Genomic DNA, 14,183 nt, shown 5'->3' with positions numbered 1-14,183 from the left:
TTGAGTGAATTCAAGTCCGCGCACCGGACTGGCGATAACGATCCAGCGCCACCGCGCCAATGATCACGATGCCTTTGATGATGTACTGCCAGATATCCGATACGCCCAGCAGCACCAGGCCGTTGGTGAGTACCGCGATGATCAGCGCGCCAATCAGCGTGCCGCCGATGGTGCCGACGCCGCCGGTAAAACTGGTGCCGCCGAGGATCACCGCAGCAATCGCATCCAGCTCGTAGGATTGCCCAAGTTGCAGGCCGTTGGCGGCGAACAGGCGTGATGCGCTCATCACCGCGCCGAGCCCGGCGAGGGCACCGGACATGGCGTAGACGAACAGCAGCACTTTCCACACCTTGATCCCCGACAGCCGCGCCGCTTCGGGGTTGCCGCCCACCGAATAGATCTGCACGCCCATCACCGTGCGGCGCAGGATGAACCACGACAGCGCCACCACGGCCACGGCGATGATCACCAGCCAGGGCACGCCGAGCACAGAATCATTGCCGATAAACGCGAACGGCAGATCGGGGTTGAACACGGTTTTGTCATCGGCCAGCAAGCGCGCCAGACCGCGCATGGCGGTGAGTGCGCCGAGGGTGACGATAAACGGTGGCAGGCGCATGAAGGCGATCAAGCCGCCATTGACCAGGCCGAGCAACAGGCCGAAGCCGATGCCGGCGGCAATCCCGAACATGCCGAATTGCGGCGACATCGAGGCTTGCAGGGCCACCACCGCCGACGCCGCCAGAATCGCGCCCACCGACAGGTCGATGCCCGCCGTAAGGATTACGAAGGTCATGCCCGCCGCCAGCACCACATTGACCGAGGCCTGTTGGGTGATGATCGACAGGTTCTGCACGGTCAGGAAGTTCTCGCTGGCCAGGGCGAAACCCACCAGCAACAGGATCAGCACCGGCAGCATGCCGACCGTGCGCATCAACTCGCGAACCCGCTCAGCTTTACCTACTGTTGCAACATTTAACTCAGCCATTGGCAACCACCTGATCGCCACCGGTGGCGAGGTCAATAATACGTTCCTGGGAAATAACGTGGCCGGACGCCCCGCCGACTTCGGCGACCAACTGGCCTTCACGCATGATCAGCACACGGTCGCAGGTGCCGATGATTTCCGGCAGCTCGCTGGAAATCACCACGATGCCCACACCGGCCAGCGCCAGTTGATTGATGATGCGGTAGATCTCGGACTTGGAGCCGATGTCCACGCCGCGTGTGGGTTCGTCGAGAATCAGCACGTGCGGCTTGACCTCCAGCAAGCGCGCGAGCAGCACTTTCTGCTGATTGCCGCCGGACAATGCGCCGACGTTAACCTTGCCCGACGCCACGCGAATCGACAGCGACTTGATCGCGTCAGTCGAACGCTGCAAGGCGTGGCCACGGTCGAGCACGCCACCGGCATGTGCGTCCGGCACACAGGCGCAGACATTGATGTTGTCCGCCACGCTCATGTCGAGAAACAGGCCCTGGGCCTTGCGGTCTTCGGTGAGGTACACCACGCCGGCGCGAATCGCGTCCGCCGGGGTGCGCAGTTGGGTAACGCTCTTGCCGACCACTTCAAGGGTGCCGCTGGTGCGCGGGTCGGCAGCAAAAATCAACCGCGCAAGCTCGGTACGCCCTGCCCCCACCAACCCGGCAATACCCAGCACTTCACCGGCGTGCAGGTCGAAACTGCAGTTGCGCACGCGCTTGCCGTCGGCCATGTCACGCACGCGCATCACCACGTTTCCGGGGTTGTAGGCGGCGTGCTCCTTTTTGTAGAAACCGGAGAGGTCGCGGCCCACCATCATTTTCACCAGCACTTCGGCCGACAGCGCATCGCGGGTCAGCTCGCCGATGTATTGGCCGTCGCGCAGCACTGAAACCCGGTCGGACAACTCATAAATCTCGGCCATGCGATGGCTGATGTAGATGATCGCCAGGCCCTGGCTGCGCAGTTGTTTGATCAATGCAAACAGGCGGTCGGTTTCGCGCGATGACAGCGGCGTGGTCGGCTCGTCCATCACCAGGATTTTGGCCTGACCATGCAGGGCACGGGCAATTTCGACCAACTGGCGCTCGGCAATCGAGAGGCTGCTGACCCGTGTCGCGGGCTTGAATTCAGCACCCAGGCGTTGCAGCACTTCCTCGCAACCGGCCTGCATGCCCTTGCGATCGATGGTCCAGCCACGCCGCAGTTCACGGCCCAAATAGATATTTTCGGCCACGCTCAGGTTCGGGCACAGGCTCAGTTCCTGATAGATCACGGCGATGCCGAGGGCTTTGGCAGTGGCGGGATTGAAGGTGGCGACGGGCTGGCCGTCAATGCGGATTTCACCGCCGGGGTCGGCCTGGTAAGCGCCGGAGAGGATTTTCATCAAGGTCGATTTGCCGGCGCCGTTCTCACCCATCAAGGCGTGGATTTCACCTGGGTAGACCTTCAGGCCGACATTTTTGAGCACGCGCAACCCGTTGAAGGTTTTGCTGATGCCCTGCATCTCAAGCAAGGGTTCAAGGCTCATGGATGAGCTCCTGGCATTATTATTTTTGTAGTCGAGTGCCGCCGACTCTAGTCAGTTACATTTCCTTACGCAAGCGCTTGCGTGCGCCGTTTATCGTCTGATGAAACGTTTCATCATGCGTTTAAGTCGCAAGGCCGGAAAAATCGGTCATTGCACGCAAGGAATGGTAAATGACCGTGGATTAAGCTGGCAGATGGACACCTTCAATGCTCAAAACGTCATAATGTCTGCTATTGTCCAAAGACCTCATCTCCTCCTCGTCGCGCTCGCGCGACCTTCTGTGAGCATGCTCTGCGCCATCCTCTGTTGACGATGGCGGGCCTGAAGTGCACGGATGTCTTGCGATGGATACACGCTCAACCGACCAACCGCCCGAACCGCAGTCGCGGGCTGAAAAAATAGTCGAATTCAAACGCCAGAAAACCCTGCTCAAGACCGGTGCCCTGCAAGACGCGATTTTCAACAGCGCGTACTTCTCCAGCATTGCGACCGATGAAAAAGGCGTTATTCAAATCTTCAACGTCGGCGCCGAACGCATGCTCGGCTATGCCGCCGCCGACGTCGTCAACCGCATCACCCCTGCCGATATTTCCGACCCTGTTGAACTGATCACCCGCGCCGACGCCCTCAGCCTGGAACTCGACACGCCCATCACCCCAGGCTTCGAAGCGCTGGTGTTCAAGGCCTCACGGGGCATCGAAGACATTTACGAACTGACCTACATCCGCAAGGACGGCAGTCGGTTGTCGGCGATGGTCTCGGTGACCGCCCTGCGCAACCGGCATGACACGATCATCGGCTACCTGCTGATCGGCACCGACAACACCGCGCGCAAACAGGAAGAAGCCGAGCGCAAAGGCTTCGAACGTGCGCTGGAAGAAAAAAACCTGGAGCTCGAACACGCCAGCCGCATGAAGTCGGAATTCCTCGCGACCATGTCCCATGAGCTGCGCACGCCACTGAACGCGGTGATCGGGTTTTCCGAGGCGCTCAAGGATGGCCTGGTCGGCGACATGAGCGACACTCAACGCGAATACATTGGCGACATCTTCACCAGCGGCCAGCATCTGTTGTCGCTGATCAACGACATTCTCGACCTGTCCAAGGTCGAGGCCGGCATGATGGAGCTGGAACTGGAGCCAGTGGAACTCGCGGGGCTGTTGGCCAACAGCCTGTTGATCGTGCGCGAAAAGGCCGCCCTGCAACGCATCCAGCTCAAGCTCGAATACGCAGACGATGTCGGCAGCCTGGAACTGGACCAGCGCAAGACCAAGCAGATCGTCTACAACCTGCTGGCGAATGCGGTGAAGTTCAGCGCACACGGCAGCAGCGTGACCCTGGCGGTGCGCGAAGTGGACCGCGAGCAGGTCGGGCAGATTCCCGGAGACTGGCCGGCCCACGGCTTTGCGCTGCAACCCAGTACGCACCAGCGTTTTCTGGAGTTAAGCGTCAGCGACACGGGCATTGGCATTGCCGAAGATGACATGGGCAAGCTGTTCAAGGCGTTCAGCCAGATCGACAGCAGCCTGGCGCGCAAATTCGAAGGCACCGGCCTGGGGCTGGCGATGGTCAAGCAACTGACCGACCTGCATGGCGGCAGCGTTGCCGTGGCCAGTCGCGAAGGTTTGGGCGCGCGCTTCGTGGTGTGGTTGCCGCTGCATCGCGCGCCACTCACGGAGGCCCCATGGCCGAAATCCTGATCGTCGAAGACAACGAGGCCAACATGCGCCTGGCGCGCTTGCTGCTGGTCAATGCCGGCCACAGCGTGCTGTGGGCAGCGGATGCGGAGACGGGCCTGACCCTGGCCCGGGACAAGCAACCGGCACTGATCCTGATGGACATTCAACTGCCGGGGATGGACGGCCTGGCGGCCACTTTGCTGCTCAAACAGGACCCGTTGACCGCGCACATTCCGGTGATTGCCCTGACTGCGATGGCCATGAAAGAAGACCGCGAGAAGACCCGACTGGCCGGCTGCGATGCCTACATCATCAAACCGCTGCGCTACAAAGAGCTGTATCAGGTGATCGACACCTTGCTGCAAACGAACATCAGCCCTCTCACATGAGTCCTCTCCATGGCCAGCCAACCCGCAACGTTATTAATCGTTGATGATGAACCCCAGGTTCGCAAGTTATTGGAAACCTTGTTGCAACATGAGGGCTACCTGACCCTGACTGCGAGCAGCGGCGAAGAAGCCCTGCAGCTGGTGGCGCAACAGCCGCCCGACCTGATCCTGCTGGACATCATGATGCCAGGCATGGACGGCTACGAAGTCGCCAGCCAGCTGAAAAGTGATGAAGCCACGGCGAACATCCCGATCATCATGCTTTCAGCGCTGAGCGAGTCCAGCGCGCGTGTCAGCGGGCTGGAAACCGGCGCGGAGGAATTTCTCAGCAAACCGGTGGAGCGTGTCGAGTTATGGCTGCGCGTGCGCAACCTGCTCAGGCTGAAGGCGCGCGGCGATCAACTGAAAAACCACAGCCTGATGCTGGAGCAGCAACTGCAACAAAACACCGGCGCGGTGGCGGGCATGAACGTGCATGACCTCGCCCGCAAGGACCTGGAGGCGGCGCTGCGCCTGGCCGTTGACCAGGGTGACTTCACCGTGCATTACCAGCCCAAACTTGAACTGGCGGGCGGCCAGATATGTGCCCTTGAAGCCCTGCTGCGCTGGGAGCGCCCAGGCTACGGCGCGGTGTCCCCGGCGGTGTTTGTGCCGATACTGGAGAGCCTCGGGCTGATTGTCACCGTGGGCCGCTGGGTCATCAAAACCGTGTGCGAACAAATTGCCGAGTGGCAGCGTGGCGAGATTGGCCCGGTTGAAGTCTCGGTAAACGTCTCCGGCCATCAATTGATCGAGGGCGACCTGATTTCGGATATCTCGCGCATCCTTGCGCAAACCGGGGTTGAGGCGCATTGGCTGGAGGTTGAGCTGACCGAGGGTTCGCTGATGGAAAACACTCAGCACACCATCGACAGCCTGCAGCGGCTGCGCGCCATGGGCGTGAAAATCTCCATCGACGACTTCGGCACCGGCTATTCAAGCCTGGCGTACCTGCGGCGTTTCCCTATCGATACGCTAAAGATCGATATCGCGTTTATTCGTGAAGTCACCACCAACCCGCAGGACGCGGCCATTGCCCGTACCATCATCGAACTGGCCCACAGCCTCAACCTGCGAGCGGTAGCCGAAGGCGTGGAAACCCAGGAGCAACTCGCCTTCTTAAAAGAGGCCGGCTGCGATCAGATTCAGGGCTATCTGTTCAGTCGACCATTGCCCGTCACAACCCTGGAACGCCTGCTACTGGAGCGTCTCAAAGGGCCGTGAATCAGGCGCGCGCAGGCTTTGATCAAGCCGCGATGGGCAGCACTCAAGCGTTTGGTGCGGCTGATCAGCGCCAGAACCGGCTACAGGGCAGCCACCTTGAGGTCGCCCATTTTCACCCAAACGCTGCGCGCTCGTTTCATGGAAAATACTTCTCGACCAGCGCGTAAAGAATGGCAGCTGTTTCAGCGTCCAGAACGCCATCGTACTTTTTAGGGCGAAAATGAAGTTGAAAGGCGCGTATCAGATTAGTGCAGTTTTGTTGAACGCTTGCTCCAGAAACGTCATACCCGTATCGGCTCATTTTAGCCAGGACATCCACGTTCGTTGGCAGGACCTTTTCAAATCGCATTTCGTAATTTTGCTTCGTTGCCTCGTCGTACCAGGCTCCAACCCCCGCGTCATGCAGTTTTTTCCACGGAAACTCAGCCCCCGGGTCGGATTTCCTTCCCGCTGAAATATCACTGTGTCCGAGTACTTGGGTGGGGGTGATATCGGGGTAGCGGGACAGGATGTCTGTTGCCAGTTCTATCACTGAATTCACCTGTACGGGGTCATAAGGCGGAAACGTAAATACCCCTTTATTATCAACTGCCAAACTAACGATCTCGACGCCAATGGATGTGTCGTTAAGGTTACTGCGTCCGGCCCAACTGCTGACGCCCGCATGCCACGCCCGTTCCTTTTCGTCGACCAGACCAAAAATAGTCATGCCCTTGAATCCTGCGTCAACGTAGGTTTTTTCGGTAGGGTCTGGCACCAGGTAATGCGCGCTCACTTGGCCTCCAGTAAGTGCGGCTGCCGCGGTTGGCAAATTGCAAGCTGTGTAATGCAGTAAGAGAAAGCGAATTCGACTGTTAAATCCTTTAACAGCGCGATAGGTGGTGGTGTCAAGCTTATACATAAGAATTCCCTTTATTTAAGCCAGCAACAGTGAGTTAGAAGACGGCCTCATCATCACAACCCACCGTGGTAGCTAGCGGTGCGGCAATCGATCTGAAGCGTCAACTGAATCCGCAGCAGGCGCGTGGCAGGCGGCGTTTAGCTAACGTATCTGTTTGACTGAGGTGCCACACCTGTCAGGAATAACAGTTCTTTATATTTTTTCGAGATAACTGCACTCCCCGGCTAACTTGAGCCGCAAACTTGCTTCTGCGCATGCACTTGCCGAGTTATTGAGCGTTAGCCTCAGGCGCGTCATTAATGCTGGCAACGATGCGCAGACCATCAGTGCGTCGAAGCCCTTTCACGTTGAGTTATGGATCCAGCACGCCGCCGCTATAGCTGTCGGACGGTCGCGTGCCGGTGAATTTGGCCACCACCGAACCCTGGGCTACCAGGCGTTCACGGTGGCGAGTGACCATGCGCCCTGTCTGCGCGGCGTGCAGGGCCACTTCAGAGCCGGGGTCGCCGGGGCGTCGGATAATCCGGGCGAAGCGCTGGCCTTCTTCGACCTCATCCCCCAGGCCCTTCTCGAACACCAGCACGCCGGCACAGGGTGCAAGCGTGGTTTCCATGCAACCCATGTCGACCACGTCGCCCTGCCATTCGCTGATCGCAGCCACTTCGTCAATCACGCCATTCACGCACAGCCACGCCCACAACCCATCGGCGTCCTGCTGTGCGAGGGCGTCACTCACGTCCGCTTGCCCGCGCAGTTCAATGGTCGCGGCCAAACGCGGGGCGCCGTGATTGATGATGGTTTCTTCAAAGGAACCGTCGCCGCCTTCGTCCCACACAATCACCACGTCCACCTGCAACGCCGCTGCCAGCGCCAGGCCCTGCTCCGGCCAAAAGCTGCGGTGGATATAGAGGTAGGGCAAGGCTTCGTCGTCGGTGTGCAGGTCCAGTACCAGATCGGCGCTGGCGGCCAGTTGTACCAGGCTTTTCTGCCACTGTGCGAGGTTGCTGGCCGGGCGCTCCATGGCCAGGGAATGGTCGAAGGCGCGGTTGAAGTTTTGGCCAGTGGCTTCATGGAAACGCCCAAGCAATTTACCCTGGCGAAACTGGCCGATGCCGAAGGGGTTGGCTTGCGGCACGACGGTGACAGTGCCGCGCAGCCGGCCCTGATCCTTGCAGGCCTGCAAGCGCGGCAGCAACTGGTGCAACACCAGCATGCCGGCGATTTCATCCGCGTGCACACCGGCTTGCAGGTGCACCGAAGGCCCACTGCCGGCGCCTTCAAAACGCCAGGCGCCGATGTGCAGCACGTTGCCGGCATCGCCTGCCACTTGCCACGAAAGGTCTTTTGCCATGCCTGGCCCTCCTCTGATGATTTAATCGGTAGAGATTGAACACACGTTCAACTAATCTTGACGCTCTGGACTTTTACCCAAGGCATACCCGTGAGCATCGACACTCCAAAACTGCGCCGCGCCGACCCCGATGAACGCCGCGACCTGCTGATTGCCGCCACCCTCACCAGCCTCGCGCGCGACGGCCATGCGGGGATTTCCGTGCGGCGCATCGCGGCCGAAGCCGGGGTGTCCGTGGGGTTGCTCAACCACCATTTCGGCAGCATCGACGCCTTGATTGCCGAGACTTACCACAAGCTGGCCAACGAACTGACGACCGCACTGTGGGCGCAGGTCGAGCCCGTCGAAGGCGCCGCCGCGCGCCTCGATGCATTCCTCAGCGCGTCTTTCTCACCGCGGGTCATGGACCCGGACCTGCTCGGTGTGTGGGTGGTGTTCTGGAGCCTGATCCGCCACTCGCCCCACGTAAACAGGTCCCACGAAAACAGCTACCGCGCCTACCTCGCGCTGATCCAGGCGCTGCTCGACGATTTGGCCCGCAGCGAAAACCTGGTGATCCACGACAGCCACCTGGCCGCTATCGGCCTATCGGCGATGCTCGACGGGCTCTGGCTTGAAGGGTGCCTCAACCCCGGTACTTTCAGCCCCGCCAACGGCCTGCACATCTGCCGCTGCTGGGTTCAAGGGCTGCGTCACGGAGCATTCGGCGCCGACCACGTGTTGTGATTCGGGGTGACGTGCGCTGAGCATCGCCAGGGTGCCGCTCACCGCGATCAGTACGGCGCCGATGATCAGCGAGCCATCCATCTGCGTGCCCCAGACCACACTCGACAAAATGAACGCCCAGATCAGCCCGGTGTATTCGAACGGCGCGAGCAGCGTCGCCGTGGCGCGGCGGAAGCTGGCGAACAACAAAAACTGACCGATGCCCCCCACCAGCCCCGCCGCCAGCATGCCCAGCCAGGCGGGTGTCGGCGCCGGGGTATGGGTCCACGGCAAGGTGACGGCCATGCAGACCACAAACACCACGTTGGTGATCACCATCTGTTCCAGCACCGTACTGGTCGGGTCAACCTGGCGCAGCTGGATGTAGGTGAACGCCCAGCACAACGCGGCGGCCAGGGTCAGGGCGATGGGCAACGGGTCGACCATGTTGCTCGGGCGGCAGGCAATCACCACGCCGACAAAGCCGATGATCAACGCGACCCACTGGCCACGGCTGGCGCGCTCCTTGAGGATCAGCGCCGCGAGCAAGGTGACCATGATCGGCGCAGAGAAATACAGCGTGGTCATTTCCGCCAGGGTCAGGTCCCTGGCGGCGGTGTAATACAGCAGCCAGGCCAGCAACGACAACAGCCCGCGAATGATCAACAGCCTGCGGTTGACCGAGGTCCAGGCACGACGCAACAGCCCCATGCGCCCGGCAATGACGCAGGCGCCGACGACGACCAGGCTGCGCCAGAACAAAATGGTAAACACCGAATAATCGGCCACCAGCCACTTGATCACAGCGTCCTGCAAGGCCAGAAACGCGTAGGCCAGCGAACACAGGGCAACCCCTTGCAACGCGCGGTTCTGGGTCATCCGACTGACCTGCGCAGCGGCGTGCCGCGTCGTTCGGCGATGGTGTACACGCCTTCAATCAGGAAGGTCAAACACAGGTAAACACCGGCCACCAGCAGCAACGGCTGATAGATCTGCAAGGTTTGCGCGCGCACCACGTTGGCCGCGCCGAGCAGGTCCACCACGGCGATGGTCGAGGCCAGCGCCGTGGACTTGAGCAGCATCACCGTCTCCCCCGCCAGCGTTGGCAGCAACAGGCGCATCGCCCGTGGCAAACGCACCCGCAGCAGCGCCTGGCGCTGGGTCATGCCAAACGCGGAGGCAGCTTCCATCTCGCCTTTGGGCACGGCGAGCAAGCCGCCGCGAATCACTTCACCGACATAGGCGCCCACTGACAGCACCAGAGCGAACACGATGTACCAGTAACCATCGCGCAAAAACGGCCAAACGAAGCTGCCGCGAATCATCGGAAACTGCGCGAACACGCTGCCCAGGCCGTAGTAGAAAATGTAGATCTGAATCAGCAGCGGCGTGCCGCGCAACACGCTGGTGTACGCCAGCGCACTGCGGGCCAGCCATTTGCGCCGTGACAAGCGCGCCAATGCCACCAGCACCGCCAAGGCAAAACCGAGCACCGCCGAGATCGCCAGCAGCGACAACGTAGTCTGTAGCCCTTTGGCGATCAGCGCCGCGTAATAACTTATCCACTCAGGCATGAATCCCTCACTCGACAACCGGCATCCAGCGACGAATACGTCGCTCCAGGCGCCCGGACAGGTAGTTGGAAGCCAGCGTCACCAGGTAATACAGGGCGGCGGCCGTGAGGTAGAACAGCAAGTAGTGTCGGGTCGAGCCCGCCGCCTGCTTGGCGGTGTACAGCAACTCGTTGGTGCCGACCACGCTGATCAGGGCGCTGTCCTTGATCAGGTTGATCCACAGGTTCGACATGCCGGCCAGGGCATAAGGCGCCATGATCGGCAGCGTGACCCGGCGAAACAGGCCAAAACCGCTCAAGCCAAAGGCCCGCGCCGCTTCAATCTGGCCGTGGGGAATCGCCAGGATCGCCGCGCGAAAAATCTCCGAAGCGTAGGCGCCCTGCACCAGCCCCAACACCAGAATCGCCACCAGCGGCCCGCTGATATTGACCTGCTCAAACCCCAGCCACAGCATCAGCACGTTCAGGCCCATGGAGCCTGCGTAATACAGCAACAAAATCAGCAGCAATTCGGGCACCGCGCGAAACACCGTCGTGTAGCCGCGCATCAGCAGAGCAATCGGGCGCGGCGCGCTCAGTTTGGCGCAGGCCACCACCAGGCCGATCAACAAGCCCACCGCAAAGGAGCCGGCGGAGATTTGCAGGGTCATCCATAACCCTTTGAGCAGCGCATTGCCCCACCCTTGTTCGCCGAAGCTTAAGAGCTCGAACATTATTCGCTCTTCTGGGCGATTTGCGGGTACGGGCTGTCGCAGACCTTGCTCACATACGCCGGGGTTTCAGCGCGCTTGCACGGGCTGACGGACACGCCGAAGTAATGCTGGGACAGGTCGTCAAAGTCCTTGCTGACCAACAGCTCACCGATGGCTTTGTCCAGCCGGGCCTTGAGCGCGGTGTCTTCCTTGCGCAACCCGGCGCCGACGCCACGGCCGATGATCGGGTCATACGGCACGCTGGCGATGTGCGCCAGGCCGCTGGCTTCCGGGGTTTTGACCATCATGGCGATGGCCGTGTCGTCGGCCATCATGTAGTCGATGCGCCCGGCGATGAGGTCGGCATTGGCCGATTCCTGGGTGTCGTAATACTTAAGGTCAGCAATGTTTTCGTAGTACTTCTTCAGATAATTGGCGCTGACGGTGGAGATTTGCACGCCAATCAATTTGCCCTTGAGGCCCGCTGGGGAAATTTCTACTTCGCTGCCTTTTGGCCCTGCCACGCCCAGCAAAGAATCGTAATACGCGCGGCTGAACGCGATCTGTTTTTCACGCTCGTCGGTGACTGACATCGAGGAAAAAATCACGTCGATTTTCTTCGCCAGCAATGACGGGATGATGCCGTCCCACGCCACTTCCTTGATCTGGCATTCGGCCTTCATGCCCTCACACAGCTTGTGGATCAGGTCCACTTCAAAGCCGGACCACTCACCATTGCCGCCTTTTACGGTGAACGGTGGATAGGGTTCCGCTGCCACGGCGAACACGATGGGTTTTTCTGCAGCCTGCGCAACACCTGCGGCCACCATCATCACTGCACAGCCCAACAGGCTTGCCAATGCTTTCAGTTTCATGATTTGCCCCGTCTTTTTATGGAGTTAGCGAGTGTGGTGCGCGTTGACGAACTGTCGGCAACGTTCACTGCGTGGGTCGATAAACACCGAGTCCGGCGAGCCGCTTTCCTCGATCATGCCTTGGTGCAGAAAAGCCACTTTGGACGACACGTCCCTCGCGAACGCCATTTCATGGGTCACCAGAATCATGGTGCGGCCTTCCTCGGCCAGAGAGCGGATCACCCGCAGTACTTCGCCCACCAACTCCGGGTCCAGGGCGGAGGTGGGTTCGTCGAACAACATGACTTTGGGACGCATGGCCAGCGCACGGGCAATCGCTACGCGCTGCTGCTGGCCGCCGGAAAGGAACGCCGGGTACTCGTTGCGCTTGGCGGCGAGGCCCACGCGGTCGAGCAAGGCTTCGGCGCGCTCGATGGCCTCGGCACGGCTTTCGCGCAGTACCTGGATCGGCGCTTCAATGAGGTTTTCCAGCACGGTGCGATGGGGCCACAGGTTGAAGTTCTGGAACACCATGCCCAGGGTCGAACGGATGCGCACCAGCTGCTTGGCGTCCGCCACCAGCGGCGCACCGGGGCGGCCATAGTTGAGCTTGATGCTTTCGCCATCCACATGGATGCTGCCCTGGTCGGGCACTTCAAGCATGTTGATACAGCGCAGCAAGGTACTTTTGCCCGAGCCGCTGGCACCGATCAGCGAGATCACTTCGCCTTCGTGGGCCGTCAGGGAGATGCCCTTAAGCACCTCGATATTGCCGAAGCGTTTGTGCAGGTCGATGACCTCAATCATTTTCCTGGCTTGGGCGGGTTGCACCGCTTCAATTCTGGGCGCCGCCGCGATACGGGGTTCGCCGGCCAGCTTGGCGACAAACCCGGCGATGCGTTGGCAGGCTTCGGCCAGCCGGTCTTCACCCAATGTGAAGGAGAGCCGCACAAAGCCCTGGGCCGGCTCACCGAATGCGGCGGCGTCCAATACGGAAACCCCGGCTTCGCGGAACAACCGCCAGGCAAAATCCAGCGAGCCCAGGCCAGTGCCGCGCACGTCCACCAGTACAAACATCCCCGCTTGCGGCGCCTGTACCTTGATCCCCGGGCACGTGCTGAGTCCGGACACCACCAGATCACGGCGGCGGCGGTAGATGTCGCGCATGCCCGCCGTCACATCGTCATGGGCAAGCACCGCCGCCGTGGCAGCTTCCATCACAAACCCCGGCAAGCCATAGAGCATGCTCAGCACCAGGGTTTCGGCGTGCACGACCATTTCCGGCGCGGCAACGATCCAACCGATCCGCCAGCCGGTCATCGCGTGGGACTTGGACAAACTGCCGATGACGATGCACCGCTCGGCCATGCCCGGCAGCGCGGCGAGGCTGTGGTATTCGCCGTCGAACACCAGGCTTTCGTAGACCTCATCCACCACCACCCACAGGTTATGCGCGATGGCCAGTTCGGCGATGGCTTGCAGCTCTGTGGGGCTTAGCACCACGCCGGTCGGGTTGTTCGGGTTGGAGAAAAAAATTGCCCGGGTGCGCGGCGTGATGGCGGCGGCGAGCAACTGCGCGTCGAGGCGAAAGCCCGATTCCGGTGAACAGGGCACACGCACCAGTGTTGCGCCACTGGCCTTGAGCGTGGCTTCGTAGGTGACGTACATCGGGTCAAGCACCAGCACTTCATCACCCGCCTGCAACAGGCACAGCGAGGTGACGAACAAGGCGTTTTGCGCTCCGGCGACAGTGATGACGTTGGCGGCGTTGAGCGGGCGTGACAGCGTCTTGCTGTAGCGGGCGGCAATCGCCTCGCGCAGCATCGGGCGACCGGGAATTTCGGTGTAGTGAGTGTCGCCACTGCGCAGGGCGTTGACGGCGGCGTCGCTGATGAACGACGGCGTGGCGAAATCAGGATCGCCGACGCTGAGGATGATGATGTCTTCGCCCTGGCTTGCTGCGTGGAAGGCCGCATGGTGGATGTCCCAGGCGGCAACGCCCTGCCCTGCAATTCGTTCGACGAAGGGGGAAAACCGCATGCCAGAGCCTCTCGTTCAAGAAGAAAAAGCGCGAACCCGTTTGCGTGCAATCGAGTGGATGCGGTCAACATAGTTCAAACTGAACAGTCGTTCAATGGGTAAGATTGAGGGGGTGTCGTTTATTGGCCAAACAGGTCGTGAATGAAATTTATCGACTGACACGCCGTATTCGCGGGCAAGCCCGCTCCCACACTTTAATCCGAGTTCACCCTGGAAAAATCAG

At 60.6% G+C, this 14,183-nt stretch carries 12 protein-coding genes and 1 pseudogene; 4 read left to right on the top strand and 9 right to left on the bottom strand.

Going from position 1 to position 14,183, the window contains the following annotated elements; translation table 11 throughout:
• Positions 1-10 precede the first annotated feature (10 nt).
• Positions 11-988, bottom strand: a complete 978-nt coding sequence (locus ACP7A2_RS00385) for an ABC transporter permease subunit (protein WP_426132610.1) — start codon at positions 986-988, stop codon at positions 11-13.
• The gene (locus ACP7A2_RS00380) at positions 981-2,513 is read right to left on the bottom strand and encodes a sugar ABC transporter ATP-binding protein (RefSeq protein WP_426132609.1); all 1,533 of its coding nucleotides are present in this window, start codon (positions 2,511-2,513) and stop codon (positions 981-983) included. The genes ACP7A2_RS00385 and ACP7A2_RS00380 overlap by 8 nt, the downstream gene beginning before the upstream one ends.
• Before the next feature lie 344 nt (positions 2,514-2,857).
• On the opposite strand from ACP7A2_RS00380, the gene ACP7A2_RS00375 reads away from it, so the two are divergent.
• The 3 genes from ACP7A2_RS00375 to ACP7A2_RS00365 are packed head-to-tail and all read left to right on the top strand — an operon-like array spanning position 2,858 to position 5,844.
• Positions 2,858-4,213 (top strand): sensor histidine kinase, encoded by a 1,356-nt coding sequence (locus ACP7A2_RS00375; RefSeq protein WP_426132608.1) that lies wholly within the window; start codon positions 2,858-2,860, stop codon positions 4,211-4,213.
• Positions 4,198-4,581, top strand: coding sequence for a response regulator (locus ACP7A2_RS00370; protein WP_375064329.1), 384 nt, complete (start codon positions 4,198-4,200; stop codon positions 4,579-4,581). The genes ACP7A2_RS00375 and ACP7A2_RS00370 overlap by 16 nt, the downstream gene beginning before the upstream one ends.
• A 9-nt stretch (positions 4,582-4,590) precedes the next feature.
• Entirely contained in the window at positions 4,591-5,844 is a 1,254-nt protein-coding gene (locus ACP7A2_RS00365; protein WP_426132607.1) for an EAL domain-containing response regulator, read from the top strand.
• A gap of 136 nt (positions 5,845-5,980) precedes the next feature.
• Here the strand turns inward: ACP7A2_RS00365 and ACP7A2_RS00360 are convergent, their stop codons facing one another.
• A complete protein-coding gene (locus ACP7A2_RS00360; protein ID WP_426132606.1) occupies positions 5,981-6,745 on the bottom strand; it encodes an N-acetylmuramoyl-L-alanine amidase in 765 nt (254 codons plus the stop codon).
• Positions 6,746-7,097: 352 nt separating this feature from the next.
• Positions 7,098-8,096 (bottom strand): succinylglutamate desuccinylase, encoded by a 999-nt coding sequence (locus ACP7A2_RS00355; protein WP_426132605.1) that lies wholly within the window; start codon positions 8,094-8,096, stop codon positions 7,098-7,100.
• A gap of 90 nt (positions 8,097-8,186) precedes the next feature.
• On the opposite strand from ACP7A2_RS00355, the pseudogene ACP7A2_RS00350 reads away from it, so the two are divergent.
• Positions 8,187-8,726 (top strand): annotated as a pseudogene (locus ACP7A2_RS00350) (TetR/AcrR family transcriptional regulator); the annotation flags it as partial.
• Here the strand turns inward: ACP7A2_RS00350 and ACP7A2_RS00345 are convergent.
• The 5 genes from ACP7A2_RS00345 to ACP7A2_RS00325 all read right to left on the bottom strand — a co-directional run bounded on the left by ACP7A2_RS00345 (position 8,682) and on the right by ACP7A2_RS00325 (position 13,960).
• The gene (locus ACP7A2_RS00345) at positions 8,682-9,680 is read right to left on the bottom strand and encodes a DMT family transporter (RefSeq protein ID WP_426132604.1); all 999 of its coding nucleotides are present in this window, start codon (positions 9,678-9,680) and stop codon (positions 8,682-8,684) included. The pseudogene ACP7A2_RS00350 and the gene ACP7A2_RS00345 sit on opposite strands and share 45 nt — an antisense overlap.
• Positions 9,677-10,375 (bottom strand): ABC transporter permease, encoded by a 699-nt coding sequence (locus tag ACP7A2_RS00340; protein ID WP_426132603.1) that lies wholly within the window; start codon positions 10,373-10,375, stop codon positions 9,677-9,679. The genes ACP7A2_RS00345 and ACP7A2_RS00340 overlap by 4 nt, the downstream gene beginning before the upstream one ends.
• Before the next feature lie 7 nt (positions 10,376-10,382).
• The gene (locus ACP7A2_RS00335; RefSeq protein ID WP_426132602.1) at positions 10,383-11,087 is read right to left on the bottom strand and encodes an ABC transporter permease; all 705 of its coding nucleotides are present in this window, start codon (positions 11,085-11,087) and stop codon (positions 10,383-10,385) included.
• Positions 11,087-11,899: a transporter substrate-binding domain-containing protein gene (locus tag ACP7A2_RS00330; RefSeq protein WP_426132747.1), complete on the bottom strand. Its 813-nt coding sequence runs from the start codon at positions 11,897-11,899 to the stop codon at positions 11,087-11,089. Before ACP7A2_RS00330 ends, ACP7A2_RS00335 begins: the two co-directional genes overlap by 1 nt.
• Before the next feature lie 66 nt (positions 11,900-11,965).
• Complete coding sequence (locus ACP7A2_RS00325; RefSeq protein WP_426132601.1) at positions 11,966-13,960, bottom strand: aminotransferase class I/II-fold pyridoxal phosphate-dependent enzyme; 1,995 nt, start codon at positions 13,958-13,960, stop codon at positions 11,966-11,968.
• Between the last annotated feature and the right edge of the window lie 223 nt (positions 13,961-14,183).

The sequence above is a fragment of the Pseudomonas sp. PWP3-1b2 genome (assembly GCF_049896045.1).
Lineage (GTDB): Bacteria > Pseudomonadota > Gammaproteobacteria > Pseudomonadales > Pseudomonadaceae > Aquipseudomonas > Aquipseudomonas antarctica_B.
The sequence above is the reverse complement of the archived record's forward strand: the minus strand, read 5'-3'. Positions and strand labels throughout refer to the sequence as shown.